Below are 15,469 nucleotides of genomic sequence, written 5' to 3'. Positions count from 1 at the left end.
GGGGGGCGGCGTGATGGCCACCGATGGCCCGGAGCCGACCGACCCGCCGGAGCCGACCGAGCCGCCGGAGCCGACCGACCCGCCGGAGCCGACCGAGCCGACCGGCCGCGCCTCCGCGATCCGGCCGTTCCTGCTGACGGCGGGCCGGGTGGCGGGCGGCGGCACCGCGCCCCCGCTCCCGGTCGAGGCGCAGGTCGTGGCGACGTCGGACGGGCTCTCCTCCCTCCGCGCGCTCGCCTTCGAACGCCACGACATCGTCGCCGCCTGCCGACGCCCGCAGTCGGTGGCGGAACTGGCCGCCCAGCTTCGGCTGCACCTCAACGTGGTGCGGGTCCTGGCGGAGGACCTGTGCACCGCCGGACACCTGGCGGTCCACGTGCCGGACGCCAGGACCGTCCAGGACATCTCCGTACTGCGAAGGGTTATCGATGGACTCCGCGCCGTCCCCGACTCACGGGGCACACTCCGCGACAGCAGCTGAACCCGCACCACCACCGCTGCCGGTCAAGCTGGTCATCGCGGGCGGCTTCGGAGTGGGCAAGACCACGGCCGTGGGCGCCATCTCCGAGATCCGCCCGCTGACCACGGAGGCCGCCATCACGGAGGTCGCGGCGGGCGTGGACGACCTCACCCACACCCCCGGCAAGACCACGACCACGGTCGCCATGGACTTCGGCGTCATCACCATCGACCCGACCCTCAAGCTCTACCTGTTCGGCACCCCGGGCCAGGACCGGTTCGGCTTCATGTGGGACGACGTGGTCGAAGGCGCCCTCGGCGGCCTCGTCATCGTGGACACCCGCCGCCTGGACGACTGCTACGCGGCCGTCGACTACTTCGAGCACAAGGACATCCCCTTCGCCGTCGCCGTCAACGCCTTCGACGGCGAGGTCCAGCACGAGCTGGACGAGGTGCGATGGGCCCTCGACGTCTCCGAGCACATCCCCCTCACCGTCTTCGACGCCCGCGAGACGGGCTCGGTCCGCGACGCGCTGCTCGTCGTCCTCGACGTGGCCCTGGCCAGGGCGAAGGCCGCCGAACCGGCCTGAAGCGGGCCCCTGTGGGCCGGGCCCGACCTTACGCTTCAGAACGGCAACGCCGACAGCCTGTTCAGCCACAGAATCGTCGGAACGCCACAGGCGACACCCCAGATACCGCTCACCATGAACGCGGCCAGGGCGATCCCCAGCCAGGCCACGCGCGTCGGTACGAGCACGCGCGTGGGGTCCTGTGGGTCGTAACGGATCTCGTCCCCGCGGCCCCGCAGATGCGCGTTCGCGGTGACCTCATGGCCATCGAGGGTGCGAAAATGCACGCGGTAGCTGTTGGGGCTCTCGCTCAAGAGGTCGGTTTCGAACCTCGCGCGTACGGTGACGCCCCGGCGCCATATCACCCACCGTGTGTCGAGTTCGGCCATGCCCACCCATATGCGCAGCATGCCGATGCTCAGCGGCAGCGACAGCCAGGCCAAGAGCCCCAGACCGCGTGGCTCCACCGGCAGCCACACGGCCGGCGGCAACCCCAGGACCACGTACCAGAGGGCGCGCCGCCACCACGGACTGCCATGCAGCACCCGATCACGCAGACCCGTCAGTACCCGCACGGGCCAGACGGGCACCACCTCCCGGCTGACCGGCCGGGGGTGCTCCGCGGGCCCCGCGTCGTCCATGATCGCCTCAATGTCGGCGCCGAGCGCGGCGACCACCGCCGCATCGCGGTGCCGGACCGTCATGACCGCACCGTTCTGGGCCTCGTCGACGAGCACCACGGTCAGCGACCGCCCGGCGGCCTTGACGCGGCGGACCCGCGCCCCCGGCACGGTGACGGCCGTACGCCCCCGCCTCCAGCGCAGCGCTCCCGGCTCCACCCACACCCGGGTCCGGCCGCGAGTCAGGACAACTCCTGTTAAAGCCTTAGGATTCGATTCCCCCACAACAGCGGATCCTAGAGCCGCCAGGCGACGGATACACCCTCCGGGAACGGAGTTCTTCGTCTGTGAGCTGACGCCGCACGGAACCGTTCGCTCACCCGAGTTCCCGCACCCGCCCGGAGCGCCGCAGCCACGTACGCGTCGCCGACCTCAACGCCCGTTTCCCCGGCCTCCTGGCCCTGGTGGCAGCCTGGACCCCGGACGCGCCGTAATCCCCTGATCATCGCCGAGGCACGGCGCTAAGGTCCCGTGTCATGCAACTGACCGTTCTCGGCGGCTGCGGGGCCTGGCCCACCGCGGACCAGGCATGCAGCGGCTACCTCGTCGACTACGCGGGCTTCCGTCTGCTGGTCGACCCCGGCTATGCCACGCTGCCGCGCCTGCTCCAGCACAGCACCGCCGACGCGATCGACGCCGTGCTGATCAGCCACGGACATCCCGACCACTGCGTCGACCTCAACCCCCTGTTACGCGCCCGGGGGCTGAGCGACGACCCGCCGCCGCCCCTCCCCGTCTACGCCCCGCACGGAGCGGTCGACGCCGTCCTCGCCCTCGACAAGCCGACCATGCTCGCCGGTGCGTACCGCCTCCACGAGTTCACGCCCGGCGACCGGTTCGAGATCGGCCCCTACACCACCGACACCTGGCTCCTGCCGCACTTCGTCCCCAACGCGGGCATCCGGCTCACCACGCCCGGCGCCGTACTCGCCTACACCGGCGACACCGGCCCCAGCCCCGACATCCCCCGCCTCGCCCAGGGCGCCGACCTGTTCCTGTCGGAGGCCACGTACGTCCACCAGGTCCCGACCGGCGACGCCCCGTACCTGCTGACCGCGCGCCTGGCCGGTCAATACGCCCACCAGGCAGGCGCCGCCCGCCTCATGCTCACCCACCTCTGGCCGGGCACAGCCCCGGAAGCCGCGCAGGCCACGGCGGCGGAGACCTTCAATCCCCCCATCGCCATCGCCACCCCCGGCCTCATCACCCGCCTGTGACCGCGAGCGTCGCTCATGAGAGTCCTTGGACAGGGCGTTTGCCGGGTGTCAGACGCTCACCGCAGCCTCTGAGACTCGTCGGTTGGCCGAGCCGGTTTCTGCTGGTGGCTATATCGGACTCCCGGTACGCGGCCGCAGACCTACCGTGGTTGCATGTCCTCCCCGATCACGGGCACCGCCGCCGGCGTGCCGTTCACCGCCCTGCCGCCGGCCGGCAACGGCGCCGCGCCGCTGATCGTCACCTGGCACATGTTGGACGCGCCGAGGTCGAACGCCGCGTTCGCTGCCGCGTTGCCGATGCACGACCTGCCCGTGTGGCGGGTGCACCTCGGCATGCCGATGTGCGGGGCGCGCATGGTCGACGGCAGCACGGCCGCCATCATGGAGTTGGCCCGCCAGGATGTCCTGATGTCCTACCTGTGCCCGTTCGTCCGACAGGCGGCCGAGGAGTTCCCGGCCGCGCTGGCGTCGATCCGCGCGCAGCTGCCGGTCGATGACGGCCCGATCGGCGTGCTGGGCGGGTCGCTCGGTGGGGCCGTTGCGCTGCGGATCCTTGCCGACACCGAGATTCCGGTCTTCGCCGGCGCCGTCGTCAACGCCGCCGTCCGGATGCGGTCCGTGGTCGGCCTGTTCCCGGGCCGCTACCCGTATGACGCCGAGTCCGAGAAGGCTGTCGGCAGCCTGGACTTCGTCGCCAAGGCGGGCGCCATCGCCGGTCGCGCACCGCTGCTGGTCGTCAGTGGCGAGTTGGATCACCCCGGGCTGCGTGGCGACGCGTTGGACCTCGTCGACGCACTGGGGGAGCGGTCCGAACTGCTGTCGATCCCTGGATTGGCGCATCCGCTCGCCGAGGAGCCCGGCATCGAGCCCGCCCCGCAGCTGCCACTGGCCCGCGAGGTGGACGCCGGCCTCACCAGATGGTTCCGACGCCACCTCGCGGATGCACGCCAGGTCCTCTCCTGACTGGGACGCCCCCGGATGCCGTCACCACGGGGGCGCCTCGATGCCGAGGGCACGGGCCGGACCAGCCAGCCCCCTGCCGCCCCGCTCATCCGAAGGCCCCGCTCTCGTCCTCATCGGGCCCGGGGAGCCGCCTGCCGCGGCTGTCCGCGACGCGGAGCGCGTCTCGCAGCGCCTCGACCAGACGATTCGCGAGGAAGCGAAGCTCTCCGGCTTCCGCTTTGGGGTTGCCGAGCAGTGCGTCGGCGTGGCCGAGGAGCTCGGCGCCCATGCGGAGCTGCACGGCTTCCATCTCGTCGGCAAGCCGCGACAGATAGCCCTTGCCGTCCTCACCGGGCACCAGGTAACACGGCTTCCCGGCGGGCCCGTTCCACGGCATCAGACGCGGTTGCGTGCTCACCGGACGACCACCATCCCGTGCGGAGCGCACAGCAGCTCCACGCGAGGAGTGTCCCGCTGCTGCGGACCAGGCTCCTGATGCAGGTTCGCCCCGACTGCGGGCAGACGCGCCCGGCCGGGCAGCAATGACCGCAGCAGCCGCCATGCGATGGGGCGGATATGGTTCAGCACGTTGACGCTCCTCAGTAGCGTTGAACACGCCCCCGGGCCGTTCGCGCGGTCGCGGGGGTCTTGTGCTGCCAACTCTGCTGCGGAGTAGCGGTGCTGCCTTCCCGCCCCTGGCTATCCCCATCATGGGTAGGCTGAGAGTCAGGACTGTGTGACAGGTTGTCACCGACGGGCGCAGTGGGGCACAAGATGACCACGTACCAACCGCCGACCGCACTACCGCGTGAAGTTCTGAACCACCCGGAGATGCGTGCCGCGATCGTGGCTCATGACTTCGGTGCTGTCTTCTCCCTTGCCCGAGACTTAGCCAAAGTCAGCTATTCGAAGATTGCCGCCGAGTGCGACCTCAAGCCCGAGCGGGTCGGCACGTTGGCCCGAGGCCAGGGCCGTATTACCTCGTACGACAAGATCGCGACGATTGCCGATGCCTTGCGCATCCCCGGGCATCTCCTCGGCCTCGCTCCCCGTGACTGGGAAACGGCCACATCCACGACTCGAGAGGGGAGCGAAACAGTGCGGCGCAGGGAATTCTTCCGGGCCTCGGCCGGGGCAGGTCTGGTCCTCGGGCTGCCCGAGTTGGCCCAGCTCAAGGCCGGTCGTCAGATCGGTCGAGACGTGCCGGACCAGTTGCGGCAGCGCACAGCGCGACTACGGCGACTCGACGATGTCCTCGGCGGGGGCGACACCTACCGCGTCTACCTCGGCGAGTACCAGGCGACCAAGACGATGCTGCGAGAGGGCAGCTACACCGAGGAGACCGGCCGCGCGCTCTTGTCGGTGCTCTCCGAGCAGGCGCAACAGGCGGGTTGGGCCGCGTTCGACGCGGGTCGGCACGCCGAAGCCACCAGCCTCTACGAGGACAGTCACCAAGTCGCCACCGAAGCGGGAGACACAGCCCTCGCCGGAAACGCTCTCGCCTTCCTCGCCTACCAGAGACTCAGCCGGGATCCCACTGTCGGGATAGACATCGCCGTCCAGTCATGTGGCACCGCGGGCCCGGACGCCCCGCCCGGCGTACGCGCACTGCTTTACGGGCGCCTCGCCTGGGCGTACGCCGCCGCCGGGGACGCGGACGAGACCGAACGAGCCCTCGGCGCCGCCGAATCCGCACTCAGCGAGGACGATGGAACGCCACAGCCCGACTGGGCAGCGTGGGACGGAAACGGACTACAGATCATGGCGGGCCGATGCTGGACCGAACTACGCCGACCCCTCCGTGCCGTTCCCGTCCTGGAGGACTTTCTCTCCCGGTACGACGACACCCACGCCCGTGACAAGAGCCTCTACCTGTCGTGGCTGGCGGATTCCTATCTGACCGCCGGAGAAATCGAGGAAGCCGCGTCCGCCACCGGCCGCGCACTGGAACTCTCCGCCGGGGTCGCCTCCGTCCGCCCGCGCCAGCGCCTCGCGCCGATCTTCCAGCAGCTCAGGTCCCACCGGGACCTTCCGCCCGTGGCCGAAGTCTTGGAGAAGGCCAGGGCATGAGGTGTCAGTCCGCCGGATTCGGCTCCCCGCGCCAACGGATGATCTGACGGAGGCACTGCCATATGACCACCCGCCCCCAGCCAGGCACCGCCGAATGGGACGCCTACCTGGCGGAAGGGAACGCCAAGCAGGCGCGCAAGCGCGTGTCGGCCGACGTGCTGTTGCGCGATGCCGCCGGGCGTGTGCTGGTGGTCAAGCCGACGTACAAGGAAGCGTGGGATCTCCCCGGCGGGATGGCCGAGGCGAACGAGCCACCCGCGGACGCGGCGAGGCGCGAGCTGAGCGAAGAGCTGGGCCTTGCCGTCGAGCTGCGCGGGCTTCTGTGCGTCGACTGGGTCGCGCCACACGGCCCCTGGGACGACCAGCTCGCGTTCGTCTTTGACGGAGGCACGCTCTCGGCCGACCAGATCCGATGCCTGTACCCGCGCGACCACGAACTCTCGGCCTGCGAGTTCATCGCCCCGGACGACGCCCTGGCGATGCTCCCGCCCCGCACTCGGCGACGGGCCGCTGAGGCGCTCGGAGCCCTGGCCGGGCGGCAGCCCGCGTATCTGGAGAATGGCGAACGCGTCGTGCCCTGACGGTGCCCGGCGTGGCGTCGAGCTGGCCGTACGCCCGTGATCCCCGCTCCAGGGCGGTGTGCGACGTGGCGGTAGGGTGCGTGCAGGTGTCGATGGGATAAGTGGGTTCGATGCGGTTCAGGTCATGGAGCAAAAAGGCCCGCCTCATCTCCGGGGTGTGCGTCGTGGCGGGGATCGCGGCCGCTGTCGCCTCGTATTTCCTGTTCTTTTCGAAGGTTTCCGTGGAGCCCGGTCCCTTTGCCGACAACCCGAAGTGCTCGGATGTCATTTCCCGGGCACCCGAAACCGTTCTCCATAAGCAGCGCGACGACGTCACCGGGGACGGCGTCGCCGCCTGGGGGGACGGTTCGGTCGTGCTGCGCTGCGGTGTCACACCGCTGCGGCCGACGACCAACCTGTGCGTAGACGTCAACGGCGTCGACTGGGTGCTCGACGAGAAGCGCGCGCAGAAGGACGGGGTGCAGGTCCTGACGACGTACGGCCGCACCCCCGCGGTCGAAATCACCGTCGAGGGCGATGGCCCCAAGGCCGGAGACGCGCTGGTCGACGTGAATCGGGCGGTCCGCGGCATTCCGCAGAAGTCGAAATGCCTCTCATTGAGCGACACGCTCTGAGCAGATTCAGCGACTGACGAGAAGGCCGTCCACCACGGCGCGGAGCCCGTCCAGGTAGGTGTCTTCGGCGGTCAGGGGCGCCCAGTTGTCCGCGACCTGGGCCAGGCGGGGAAGCTCGTCCGGGTCGAGGTCGGCGAAGATCCGCTCCCGGTAGGTCGCGCGGTCGGCGTCGGGCCCGGCGTCGGCGCGCCGCCGGGCCGCTGTCGCGCGGACCACGATCTCTCCGGCGGTGTAGTACCAGATCGCGCGGTAGCCGTGCACGGCCCGCTCGGGGGTCAGGCCGCATTCGACCAGGCCGTCGACGATCTGCTCGACGAACCACAGCGCGGACGCGGACATCAGGTCGTCGGCGGTCAGCACCTCCACGATCCAGGGGCAGGCGGCGAGCGCCTCGTGGATCGCGGAGGCGGCGACGATGATCCGCTCGCGCGGGTGGGCGGGGGGTTCGGGGCGGCGCAGCGTCCGGGCGGCGTGGTCGTCCAGCAGCAGGAGGAGCAGTTCTTCCTTGTTGCGGACGTGGTGGTAGAGCGCCATCGGCGTGCTGCCGATCTCCGTGGCGAGCCGCCGCATGGTCAGCCGGTCCACGCCGTCCTCGTCCACGATCCTGCGGGCCGTCGCGACGACCTCCTCGCGTGAGATGCGGGGAGGTCGGCCACGGGTTTTGCGCGGTGCGGACGGTTGCGGCATGGCCCCATCATCCCCCAGGTGTCGACAATGGCGATCCTCTCCCGCTATTTTCCTTACGCGTACGAAAATTCATGCCGACCGGAAGGACGCCGTCATGACGACGACCCCCATCGACCTGTTCGCCTCAGCGCTGCGGTTCCACCCCGACGGCGGTGTCCGGGCCGCCGAGCGGCAGATGAAGGGCAGCGACCCCGACGGCGCCTGGCAGGTCGCCACCTTCCACGTCGAGACCGACGCCGACGTCCACGCCGACCACTGGGAGATGCACCCGGAGGCCGACGAGGCGGTGTGCTGCCTGACGGGCGGGGCCCGCCTTGCCTTCCGTCCCACGTCGCCCGGCGGCACCGAGGACGTGGTGCGGTTGGCGGCGGGCACCGCCGTGGTCGTGCCCCGCGGGCGCTGGCACCGCCTGGAACTCGACGCCCCGAGCGACCTGATGTCGATCACCCTGCGCCACGGCACCCGCCTGGAAAAGCGCACCGATACGCACTGACGTCACATCGCGGAGTCCAGGCGTTCGCGCTGCTCGGCAGTCAGCTCAAGCGACACCCCCGCGACCGCCTCGTCCAACTGCTCCACCGTGCTGACGCCGACGATCGGCGTGGCCGCCGGGGTTCCGCCGGTCAGCCACGCCAGCACCACCCGGTTGCGGTTCGTGCCGGTCTCGGCGGCGATCTCGTCCAGCGCCGCGAGGCGGCGGGCGGTGCCGGGGTGGTCGTACTCCGCCGGAAGCGGCCGGTCCGGGCGGGTGTAGCGGCCGTTCAGCAGCGGCGTATACGCCCACAGCGCGATGTCCGGGTGGTGCTCCAGGTAGTGCAGCACCTCGTCGCTGACCACGCCGAACCGGTGCCGTACGAGGGGCTCGGCCACGGGGCGAGGGTGCAGATACGTGTGCTGCTGCTGCACCGCCGTGAAGCCCGCCCCGCCGTGGGCCCGCGCGAGCTGCCGGGCCCGTTCCAGCTGCCATACGGGGTAGTTGGAGCAGCCGAGGCGGCCGACCGTACCCGCGGAGACCAGTTCGTCGAAGGCGGCGACCGTCTCGTCCAGCGGTGTGGCCGCATCGGGCTTGTGCGCCCAGTACAGCTCGACGTGATCCGTACCGAGGCGCCGGAGACTGCCCTCGATGCCGCGCTTGATCACCCCGGCCGAGAGCCCTTCGGCCGTGTCCGGGAAGCGCCCGGCCTCGGTCGGCTCGCAGCCCACCTTGGTGCTGATCCTGACCCGGTCGCGGACGCCCGGTCGGCGCGCCAGCCAGCGCCCGAGCAGCGTCTCGCTCTGCCCGCCGAAGCCGGTCGGGTCCGACCAGAACGCGTAACAGTTCGCGGTGTCGATCCAGACGCCTCCGGCGTCCACGAAACGGTCCAGGATCTCGAACGATCGCCGCTCGTCCTGAACCGTGCCGAACAGCATGGCGCCCAGCGCCAGTTGAGGATTCATGTCCGTCACGGTAGGCCGATGCGGATCGGCGGTAGGCTCCAATCTTGTGGCGATTTCCCAGACCAATTTCGCGTGGGCGACGCTGCTGGAGATCGGCGCGACGGAGCCCGGCCGACGTGGGCGCCGCCTGCACGACCGCCTCGCCCGCGCGCTGCGCACCGCCATACGGAACGGCAGGCTGGCGGAGGGCGCCGCCGTGCCGCCGAGCCGGGCGCTCGCCGAGGAGCTGGGCTGCTCCCGCTGGGTCGTGACGGAGGCGTACGGGCAGCTCGTCGCGGAGGGCTACCTCGCCGCCCGGACGGGTTCCGCCACCCGCGTCGCGTGGTCACCGGATCCGGACACGGCGCCGCCGCGGCCCCGCGCCCGGCCCGTACCGGCGCCGCCACCGATCCGGTACGACCTCGCGCCCGGCCTGCCCGACCTGCGGGCGTTCCCGCGCCGCCGCTGGGCGGAAGCCGTCCGGTCGGTCACCGGCTCGGCCGTCCACTACGACCTGGGCCTGCCCGACCCCGCCGGGCACCCGGGCCTGCGTACGACCATCGCGCAGTACTTGCAACGCTCGCGCGGCGCGGACGCGCACGCCGCGGCCGTATCCGTGTGCGCGGGCGTCACCGACGGCCTGGTCCGCACCTGCCGGGCGCTGCGCGCCGACGGGATCGCCGACCTGGCCGTGGAACACCCGGGCTGGGGGCGGCTGCGCGACGCCGCGACGAGCGTCGGACTGCGGCTGCACCCGGTGCCCGTGGACCACGACGGCCTCCGCGTCGACGCCCTCGCCCGCACCCCGGCCCGGGCCGTCGTCGTCGGCGCGGCCCACCAGTTCCCCACCGGCACGGTGCTGTCCCCGGCCCGCCGGGCCCGCCTGGTGCGCTGGGCCCGCGAGGTGGACGGCTACGTCATCGAGGACGACTACGACGCCGAGTTCCGCTACGACCACCACCCGGTCGCCGTCATGCAGGGGATGGACCCGAGCCGGGTCTTCCTCCTCGGCTCGGTCAGCAAGACCCTCTCCCCGGCCCTCGGCCTGGGCTGGCTGGTCGCGCCCGCCGCCATGACCCCGGCGCTCCGGGCGGCGAACCCCGTTGCCGCCGCGCCCCCGGTGCTCGACCAGCTCGCGCTCGCCACCTTCATCGACCGCGGCTGGTACGACGCCCATCTCCGCGCGGCCCGGCGACGGTTCCGCTCCCGCCGCGACCTGCTCGTACGGACGCTCGGCGCCGAGCTGCCGGAGGCCCGGGTCGCGGGCACGGCCGCCGGGCTGCACATCCTGCTGCACCTGCCGGACGGCACAGACACCTCCCGCGCGGTGCGCGCCGCGGCCGCCGCCGGGCTGCGCGTGGCGGACCTCGACGACTACCGCGTGCAGGACGCGGCGGACCGCGCGCTCGTCCTCGGATACGGGAACATCAGCGACACCGAGATCCCCGCGGCCGTCGCGCTCCTGCGCGAAGCGCTGGCGGCGCGTACGCCCGGGGTCTGACGCGACGCCATGCGGATACGCCCGGCGGCGGACGAAGCCCCGTCCCCGGGCCGGACGCCGGGCGATGTGCCCTCGCGGAAGCATCAAGGGCACCGAACAACCACACATCGCTGATCGAGGAGCGCCGGCATGCCCACCACCGTCTCCACCACCGCCCCCGCCGACGTGGGCGACTTACGCGTCCCGCCCTGGGCCCGCCGCGCCGCGGCAGCGGTCGTCTGGGCGTCCCTGCCCTCGGCGCTCTGGCGCCTCGCCGTGGTGCTGGGCGTTCCCCTCGGACTGGGACAGTCCGAATACGACGCGATGAAGATCCCCGGCTGGGGCCTGCTGGCGCTGCCCCTGCTGTCCCTGGCCCAAGAGGGCCTGGCCTGGCTGACCCTCGGCCTGGTACGCCCATGGGGCGAGGTCTGGCCGCGCCGGCTCCCCTACCTCGGCGGCCGCCCGGTCCCGATCCCCGCCGCGGTCATCCCGGCGGCGTTCGGCACCCTCGCCTGCACGGTCTACGGCGTGTTGCTCGTCTGGACGACCCTGCACGCCCAGATGGACATCACCCCCTGGGGCAACTGGCTCCTCACCGCCTCCTACCTCCCGCTCGTCGCCTGGGGCCCACTGCTGGGCGCGGTGACGCTGCACTACTACCGCCGCCGCACCCGCGGCTGAAGCCCAACCGTGAAGAGGGACTGCCTAGATGCCCGGGAACGGTGGCATGATGCGGACGATCACGATCAGTTGGTCCCGCGGTGCCACCAGGAAGAAGAACCAGCCGCCCGCCGCATCCATACGGCGCATGCCTCCTGGCCGAGGCCCGTTGCCCAAGTCGCGGACATCGACCCCCGTCCCGGCCGGCTCGACCAGTTGCCAGAATCTTGTCGATGGCAGACGCGTCGCATCAGGCTTGTGCCGCGTCACCAGCCTCGGCGGTGTCCTCCCAGCGATGGAACTCTTTCGCGACGTACGGCTGCCGCTGGATGTGGACGTAGACAGCCCACTGCGCAACGAACCGCTGGAGCGGAGCCAAGTCGGAGGCCTGGCAGGACTGACGAGGAGCTCAAGCGGCGTGCGGTACGAAGGAGACACGAGTCTCTTCCGTATCGATCGACACATCCAGCGCGGCATCCAGTGCCTTGGCCAATGCGCGCAGGAGCGGAAGGGCGGGGGCGGTGCCGCCGCCTTCGAGGCGGTCGATCTCGTCCATGGTCAGGCCGGTTCGCTCGGCGAGCAGGGCCTGGCTGATGCCCAGGGCCGTTCGACGGTCGTAGACGGCCTGCCCGAGGGCGATGGCGGCACCCGCTTCGACGTACGCCGGGTCCGCCCGATGCTCCTCAGGGACCGGGCCGGTTGGGGTACATGTTCGAGGTGCCCAGCACGCATTGGTCCTCTACGGCCACCACGACGTGCCCCGGTGGCGGTACCACCCACATGTCGTGCGCCTGCGCCTCCGTCTGGAGGGGGTCGTAGCAGAAGGTGTCCGCCTTGCGGACGATCTGCTCGATGATGGGCCAGACCTGCGGCCAGTCACGTTCCTCGAACGCCCGGATTTCCACCCGTCATACGCTAGCGACGGCGTTCAGCCTTTTCGATCGAGTTTCCGTGGCCTCAGCCATCCGCCGGGGCCACGCCGATCGGGCAGGAGACGCCCGTGCCGCCGATGCCGCAGTAGCCTGCGGGGTTCTTGTCCAGGTACTGCTGGTGGTAGGGCTCGGCCGGGTAGAAGGGGCCGGCGGGGAGGATTTCGGTGGCGATCTCGCCGTAGCCGGAGCCGGTCAGGACGGACTGGTAGGCGGCGCGGGAGGACTCGGCTTCGGACTGCTGCTCGGGGGAGTGGGTGTAGACGGCCGAGCGGTACTGGGTGCCGACGTCGTTGCCTTGGCGGAAGTGCTGGGTGGGGTCGTGGGACTCCCAGAAGAGCTTCAGGAGGGCGCCGTACGAGGTGACCGCGGGGTCGAAGACGACGCGGACGGCCTCGGTGTGGGCGGTGAGGCCGCTGCACACCTCTTCGTAGGTGGGGTTCTCGGTGTGGCCGCCCTGGTAGCCGACCAGGGTGGTCCAGACGCCGGGGGCCTGCCAGAAGACGCGCTCCGCGCCCCAGAAGCAGCCGAGGCCGAAGTCGGCGACGGCCAGGCCCTGCGGGTACGGGCCGTTGAGGGGGTTGCCGAGGACGGTGTGGCGGTCGGGGACCGTGAAGCCCGGTTCGGGGCGGCCCTTCAGCGCCTCCTCGGGGGTCGGGAGGTGGTTCTGGCGGCGGCTGAACAGCATCGGGACGGCTCCTCGGGGCAGAGGGGTAGGGGCGGCTACCCCGTACAACGGGCGGCGGTGGCGTCGAATTCCGCGGCGCCGCTCACTTCGGCAGGGTCGCCGGGGAGCCGCCCCGGCCCTCCCAGCCCGCGACGGCCAGTGCGCGGTAGACGGCGTACTCGGCGGCCGGGTCCGCCCCGTACGACCAGGGCACGGCGCCCACGTGGCCGTCCACGTGGCGCAGCTGCTCCATGGCGTCCGCGTACCGCTCGGACCGGACCAGGAACCAGATCAGCAGATGGCGGACGTGGGGGAGGACCGGGTGGTCGGCGGGGGCCTGGCGGACGGCGTACAGGGCGCCCTCGACCGCCTTGGTGACCACGTCGCTCTGGTACAGGCTGCGGACGAGGTTGACCTCGGGCAGGTGCTCGAAGACGCCGAAGAGGGGGAGGGCGGGGAGGAGGCTCTTGCCGGGGGCGGAGGCGGCCGCGGCGTGGGTGAAGCGGTCGGCGCGGTCCTGGGAGCCGTGCCACTTCTCGCACCAGTAGTGGAGGGCGGCGAGGTGGGCGCCCATGTGGTGCGGGGCGCGGTCGGTGACCTTGGTCCACAACTCCTCGAAGTCGGCCTGCCGGTAGGGGAGACCGCGGGCGACGCCGAGCTCGACGATGTACGGAACGGGGTCGTCCGGGGCCAGCCGCGCGGCCTCGTGGCAGACGTCCCGGGCCTCCTCCAGGATCATCCGGAAGTCCTGCGAGGACGGGTCGAGCAGCGCCTGCCGGACCAGGAACTCCGCCTGCACGGCGGCCGCGCCCGGGTCCTCGGGGGCGGCGACGCGCCAGGTGCGCAGCCACATACCGCCCCGGCCCGGGGCCTGGGCGAGCGCGTGGGCGGCGGCCCCGGCGAGGGTCTGGACGCGCTGCCAGCGCAGTTCGGAGGTCACGTCGGTGAGCGCGAGCAGCCGGGCGGCGGGCTGCCAGTCCTGGCCGGACTGGACCTCCTCCAGCACCTCGATGAGCTGGGGGTCGGGGCCGGGGAGCCGTACGTCGAGCTGTTCGCGCGGTACGAAGCCGTACTCACCCGGGTCCGTGGCGCGCATCGCGCCCTTCAGGGCCTCGCGGCCGCCGCGCCTCCGCCGCAGTGCGGGCAGCACGATCAGCCCGCCGATCATGACGACGGCGATGAGGAAGATCAGAAGCTCCATGAGGTGTCCCCGTGTGAAGTCCCGTGACGGCTTGTGGTCCAGCCTATGCGCCATGGCGGACATTGAAGACGGCCGTTGAATCCTGGACGGGCCCGCCGCGGAATCCTCCGGGTGGCCGCCGCGCGTTACGCTCGGGCCCATGACCGACCAGCACCCCCACAGCTTCGAGACGCTCGCCATCCATGCGGGCCAGGAGGCGGACCCGCTCACCGGCGCCGTTGTTCCGCCGATCTACCAGGTCTCCACCTACAAGCAGGACGGGGTGGGTGGCCTGCGCGGCGGCTATGAGTACAGCCGCTCCGCCAACCCCACCCGCACCGCCCTGGAGGAGAACCTGGCGGCCCTGGAGGGGGGCCGCCGCGGGCTCGCCTTCGCCTCCGGCCTCGCCGCCGAGGACTGCCTGCTGCGCACGTTGCTGGTGCCGGGCGACCACGTGGTGATCCCGGACGACGCGTACGGCGGTACGTTCCGCCTCTTCTCCAAGGTCGTCGAGCGCTGGGGCGTGGAGTGGTCGGTCGCCGACACCTCCGACCCGGCGGCGGTACGGGCCGCGCTGCGCCCCCGTACGAAGGTGATCTGGGTCGAGACGCCGAGCAACCCGCTGCTGGGCATCACCGACATCGCCGCGGTCGCCGACATCGCCCGCACCGCCGGGGCCCGGCTCGTCGTCGACAACACCTTCGCCAGCCCGTATCTCCAGCAGCCGCTGGCGCTCGGCGCGGATGTCGTCGTGCACTCCACCACCAAGTACATGGGCGGCCACTCGGACGTCGTCGGCGGCGCGCTGATCGTCTCCGACCCGGGTCTCGGCGACGAACTCGCCTTCCACCAGAACGCGATGGGCGCCGTCGCCGCCCCCTTCGACTCCTGGCTGGTGCTGCGCGGCATCAAGACGCTCGGGGTACGGATGGACCGGCACAGCGCGAACGCCACGCGCGTCGCGGAGCTGCTCGTCGCCCACCCCAAGGTGACCGAGGTCTTCTACCCGGGGCTGCCCGAGCACGTGGGCCACGAGACCGCCGCCAAGCAGATGCGGGCCTTCGGCGGCATGGTGTCGTTCCGGGTCACCGGCGGCGAGGAGGCGGCGGTCGAGGTCTGCAACCGGGCCCGGCTGTTCACGCTCGGCGAGTCGCTGGGCGGCGTCGAATCGCTGATCGAGCACCCGGGGCGGATGACCCACGCCTCGGCGGCCGGTTCGGCGCTGGAGGTGCCGGCGGATCTCGTACGGCTGTCGGTGGGCATCGAGTCCATCGACGACCTGCTGGGGGATCTCACTCAGGCGCTCGCCTGAAGTCCG

Annotated in this window: 20 protein-coding genes and 1 pseudogene; 12 read left to right on the top strand and 9 right to left on the bottom strand. The window is 71.6% G+C overall.

Annotated features, from left to right (window positions below; genetic code table 11):
* Nucleotides 1–13: 13 nt before the first annotated feature.
* Together EEJ42_RS23955 and EEJ42_RS23950 are read left to right on the top strand one after the other, a co-directional pair.
* Entirely contained in the window at nucleotides 14–481 is a 468-nt protein-coding gene (locus tag EEJ42_RS23955) for a DUF742 domain-containing protein (protein WP_123102722.1), read from the top strand.
* Nucleotides 429–1,049 carry a GTP-binding protein gene (locus tag EEJ42_RS23950; RefSeq protein ID WP_123102720.1) on the top strand — a complete coding sequence of 207 codons (621 nt, stop codon included), beginning with the start codon at nucleotides 429–431 and terminating at the stop codon, nucleotides 1,047–1,049. The genes EEJ42_RS23955 and EEJ42_RS23950 overlap by 53 nt, the downstream gene beginning before the upstream one ends.
* Nucleotides 1,050–1,084: 35 nt before the next feature.
* Here the strand turns inward: EEJ42_RS23950 and EEJ42_RS23945 are convergent, their stop codons facing one another.
* Nucleotides 1,085–1,819 carry a hypothetical protein gene (locus EEJ42_RS23945; protein WP_148082023.1) on the bottom strand — a complete coding sequence of 245 codons (735 nt, stop codon included), beginning with the start codon at nucleotides 1,817–1,819 and terminating at the stop codon, nucleotides 1,085–1,087.
* 230 nt (nucleotides 1,820–2,049) lie between these two features.
* On the opposite strand from EEJ42_RS23945, the pseudogene EEJ42_RS53100 reads away from it, so the two are divergent.
* The 3 genes and pseudogenes from EEJ42_RS53100 to EEJ42_RS23930 all read left to right on the top strand — a co-directional run.
* A pseudogene (locus EEJ42_RS53100) lies at nucleotides 2,050–2,142 on the top strand (ArsR family transcriptional regulator); the annotation flags it as partial.
* A gap of 42 nt (nucleotides 2,143–2,184) precedes the next feature.
* Nucleotides 2,185–2,925 (top strand): MBL fold metallo-hydrolase, encoded by a 741-nt coding sequence (locus EEJ42_RS23935; RefSeq protein ID WP_123102716.1) that lies wholly within the window; start codon nucleotides 2,185–2,187, stop codon nucleotides 2,923–2,925.
* Nucleotides 2,926–3,078: 153 nt separating this feature from the next.
* Nucleotides 3,079–3,888 carry an alpha/beta hydrolase family protein gene (locus EEJ42_RS23930; RefSeq protein ID WP_123102714.1) on the top strand — a complete coding sequence of 270 codons (810 nt, stop codon included), beginning with the start codon at nucleotides 3,079–3,081 and terminating at the stop codon, nucleotides 3,886–3,888.
* 85 nt (nucleotides 3,889–3,973) lie between these two features.
* On the opposite strand, the gene EEJ42_RS23925 is transcribed toward EEJ42_RS23930, so the two are convergent.
* Both EEJ42_RS23925 and EEJ42_RS51100 read right to left on the bottom strand, forming a co-directional pair.
* Nucleotides 3,974–4,285, bottom strand: coding sequence for a hypothetical protein (locus EEJ42_RS23925; protein ID WP_246097308.1), 312 nt, complete (start codon nucleotides 4,283–4,285; stop codon nucleotides 3,974–3,976).
* Nucleotides 4,282–4,455 carry a hypothetical protein gene (locus EEJ42_RS51100; protein WP_184503239.1) on the bottom strand — a complete coding sequence of 58 codons (174 nt, stop codon included), beginning with the start codon at nucleotides 4,453–4,455 and terminating at the stop codon, nucleotides 4,282–4,284. Before EEJ42_RS51100 ends, EEJ42_RS23925 begins: the two co-directional genes overlap by 4 nt.
* Before the next feature lie 186 nt (nucleotides 4,456–4,641).
* Between EEJ42_RS51100 and EEJ42_RS23920 the strand changes: the two genes are divergently transcribed.
* The 3 genes from EEJ42_RS23920 to EEJ42_RS23910 all read left to right on the top strand — a co-directional run bounded on the left by EEJ42_RS23920 (nucleotide 4,642) and on the right by EEJ42_RS23910 (nucleotide 7,132).
* The gene (locus EEJ42_RS23920; RefSeq protein WP_123102732.1) at nucleotides 4,642–5,937 is read left to right on the top strand and encodes an NsdA family TPR-like regulatory protein; all 1,296 of its coding nucleotides are present in this window, start codon (nucleotides 4,642–4,644) and stop codon (nucleotides 5,935–5,937) included.
* A 62-nt stretch (nucleotides 5,938–5,999) separates the two neighbouring features.
* Nucleotides 6,000–6,518: an NUDIX domain-containing protein gene (locus EEJ42_RS23915; protein ID WP_123102710.1), complete on the top strand. Its 519-nt coding sequence runs from the start codon at nucleotides 6,000–6,002 to the stop codon at nucleotides 6,516–6,518.
* A 164-nt stretch (nucleotides 6,519–6,682) separates the two neighbouring features.
* Nucleotides 6,683–7,132 carry a DUF3515 family protein gene (locus tag EEJ42_RS23910; protein ID WP_184503238.1) on the top strand — a complete coding sequence of 150 codons (450 nt, stop codon included), beginning with the start codon at nucleotides 6,683–6,685 and terminating at the stop codon, nucleotides 7,130–7,132.
* 6 nt (nucleotides 7,133–7,138) lie between these two features.
* On the opposite strand, the gene EEJ42_RS23905 is transcribed toward EEJ42_RS23910, so the two are convergent.
* The gene (locus EEJ42_RS23905; protein ID WP_123102706.1) at nucleotides 7,139–7,819 is read right to left on the bottom strand and encodes a TetR/AcrR family transcriptional regulator; all 681 of its coding nucleotides are present in this window, start codon (nucleotides 7,817–7,819) and stop codon (nucleotides 7,139–7,141) included.
* A 94-nt stretch (nucleotides 7,820–7,913) separates the two neighbouring features.
* Here EEJ42_RS23905 and EEJ42_RS23900 point away from each other — a divergent pair, with 94 nt between their 5' ends.
* Entirely contained in the window at nucleotides 7,914–8,312 is a 399-nt protein-coding gene (locus EEJ42_RS23900; protein WP_123102704.1) for a cupin domain-containing protein, read from the top strand.
* Between the two features lie 2 nt (nucleotides 8,313–8,314).
* Here EEJ42_RS23900 and EEJ42_RS23895 read toward each other — a convergent pair whose 3' ends face one another.
* Nucleotides 8,315–9,256: an aldo/keto reductase gene (locus EEJ42_RS23895; protein ID WP_184503237.1), complete on the bottom strand. Its 942-nt coding sequence runs from the start codon at nucleotides 9,254–9,256 to the stop codon at nucleotides 8,315–8,317.
* A gap of 46 nt (nucleotides 9,257–9,302) precedes the next feature.
* Between EEJ42_RS23895 and pdxR the strand changes: the two genes are divergently transcribed.
* Nucleotides 9,303–10,736 carry a MocR-like pyridoxine biosynthesis transcription factor PdxR gene (gene pdxR / locus EEJ42_RS23890; protein WP_221179420.1) on the top strand — a complete coding sequence of 478 codons (1,434 nt, stop codon included), beginning with the start codon at nucleotides 9,303–9,305 and terminating at the stop codon, nucleotides 10,734–10,736.
* Nucleotides 10,737–10,865: 129 nt separating this feature from the next.
* Nucleotides 10,866–11,396, top strand: a complete 531-nt coding sequence (locus EEJ42_RS23885; protein WP_123102700.1) for a hypothetical protein — start codon at nucleotides 10,866–10,868, stop codon at nucleotides 11,394–11,396.
* A gap of 388 nt (nucleotides 11,397–11,784) precedes the next feature.
* Here the strand turns inward: EEJ42_RS23885 and EEJ42_RS23875 are convergent, their stop codons facing one another.
* From EEJ42_RS23875 to EEJ42_RS23860, 4 genes are all read right to left on the bottom strand, one after another.
* Entirely contained in the window at nucleotides 11,785–12,015 is a 231-nt protein-coding gene (locus EEJ42_RS23875) for a helix-turn-helix domain-containing protein (protein ID WP_123102696.1), read from the bottom strand.
* Between the two features lie 43 nt (nucleotides 12,016–12,058).
* Nucleotides 12,059–12,280, bottom strand: coding sequence for a GNAT family N-acetyltransferase (locus tag EEJ42_RS23870; RefSeq protein ID WP_246097306.1), 222 nt, complete (start codon nucleotides 12,278–12,280; stop codon nucleotides 12,059–12,061).
* 52 nt (nucleotides 12,281–12,332) lie between these two features.
* Complete coding sequence (msrA, locus tag EEJ42_RS23865) at nucleotides 12,333–12,992, bottom strand: peptide-methionine (S)-S-oxide reductase MsrA (RefSeq protein WP_123102694.1); 660 nt, start codon at nucleotides 12,990–12,992, stop codon at nucleotides 12,333–12,335.
* A gap of 82 nt (nucleotides 12,993–13,074) precedes the next feature.
* Nucleotides 13,075–14,172: a hypothetical protein gene (locus EEJ42_RS23860; RefSeq protein WP_123102692.1), complete on the bottom strand. Its 1,098-nt coding sequence runs from the start codon at nucleotides 14,170–14,172 to the stop codon at nucleotides 13,075–13,077.
* A 139-nt stretch (nucleotides 14,173–14,311) separates the two neighbouring features.
* Here EEJ42_RS23860 and EEJ42_RS23855 point away from each other — a divergent pair, with 139 nt between their 5' ends.
* Nucleotides 14,312–15,463, top strand: coding sequence for a cystathionine gamma-synthase (locus EEJ42_RS23855; protein ID WP_123102690.1), 1,152 nt, complete (start codon nucleotides 14,312–14,314; stop codon nucleotides 15,461–15,463).
* Nucleotides 15,464–15,469 lie beyond the last annotated feature (6 nt).

It is taken from the genome of Streptomyces botrytidirepellens, from assembly GCF_003721215.1.
GTDB classification, from domain to species: Bacteria; Actinomycetota; Actinomycetes; order Streptomycetales; family Streptomycetaceae; genus Streptomyces; species Streptomyces himastatinicus.
This window is presented reverse-complemented; position numbering and strand designations above follow the sequence as displayed.

What these genes read in the sequence shown, in the direction of transcription:
- EEJ42_RS23955 (WP_123102722.1), top strand. Translation starts at nt 14, where the DNA reads ATGGCCACCGATGGCCCGGAGCCGACCGACCCGCCGGAGCCGACCGAG.
- EEJ42_RS23950 (WP_123102720.1), top strand. Translation starts at nt 429, where the DNA reads ATGGACTCCGCGCCGTCCCCGACTCACGGGGCACACTCCGCGACAGCA.
- EEJ42_RS23935 (WP_123102716.1), top strand. Translation starts at nt 2,185, where the DNA reads ATGCAACTGACCGTTCTCGGCGGCTGCGGGGCCTGGCCCACCGCGGAC.
- EEJ42_RS23930 (WP_123102714.1), top strand. Translation starts at nt 3,079, where the DNA reads ATGTCCTCCCCGATCACGGGCACCGCCGCCGGCGTGCCGTTCACCGCC.
- EEJ42_RS23920 (WP_123102732.1), top strand. Translation starts at nt 4,642, where the DNA reads ATGACCACGTACCAACCGCCGACCGCACTACCGCGTGAAGTTCTGAAC.
- EEJ42_RS23915 (WP_123102710.1), top strand. Translation starts at nt 6,000, where the DNA reads ATGACCACCCGCCCCCAGCCAGGCACCGCCGAATGGGACGCCTACCTG.
- EEJ42_RS23905 (WP_123102706.1), bottom strand. Translation starts at nt 7,819, where the DNA reads ATGCCGCAACCGTCCGCACCGCGCAAAACCCGTGGCCGACCTCCCCGC.
- EEJ42_RS23900 (WP_123102704.1), top strand. Translation starts at nt 7,914, where the DNA reads ATGACGACGACCCCCATCGACCTGTTCGCCTCAGCGCTGCGGTTCCAC.
- EEJ42_RS23895 (WP_184503237.1), bottom strand. Translation starts at nt 9,256, where the DNA reads ATGAATCCTCAACTGGCGCTGGGCGCCATGCTGTTCGGCACGGTTCAG.
- EEJ42_RS23885 (WP_123102700.1), top strand. Translation starts at nt 10,866, where the DNA reads ATGCCCACCACCGTCTCCACCACCGCCCCCGCCGACGTGGGCGACTTA.
- msrA (WP_123102694.1), bottom strand. Translation starts at nt 12,992, where the DNA reads ATGCTGTTCAGCCGCCGCCAGAACCACCTCCCGACCCCCGAGGAGGCG.
- EEJ42_RS23860 (WP_123102692.1), bottom strand. Translation starts at nt 14,172, where the DNA reads ATGGAGCTTCTGATCTTCCTCATCGCCGTCGTCATGATCGGCGGGCTG.
- EEJ42_RS23855 (WP_123102690.1), top strand. Translation starts at nt 14,312, where the DNA reads ATGACCGACCAGCACCCCCACAGCTTCGAGACGCTCGCCATCCATGCG.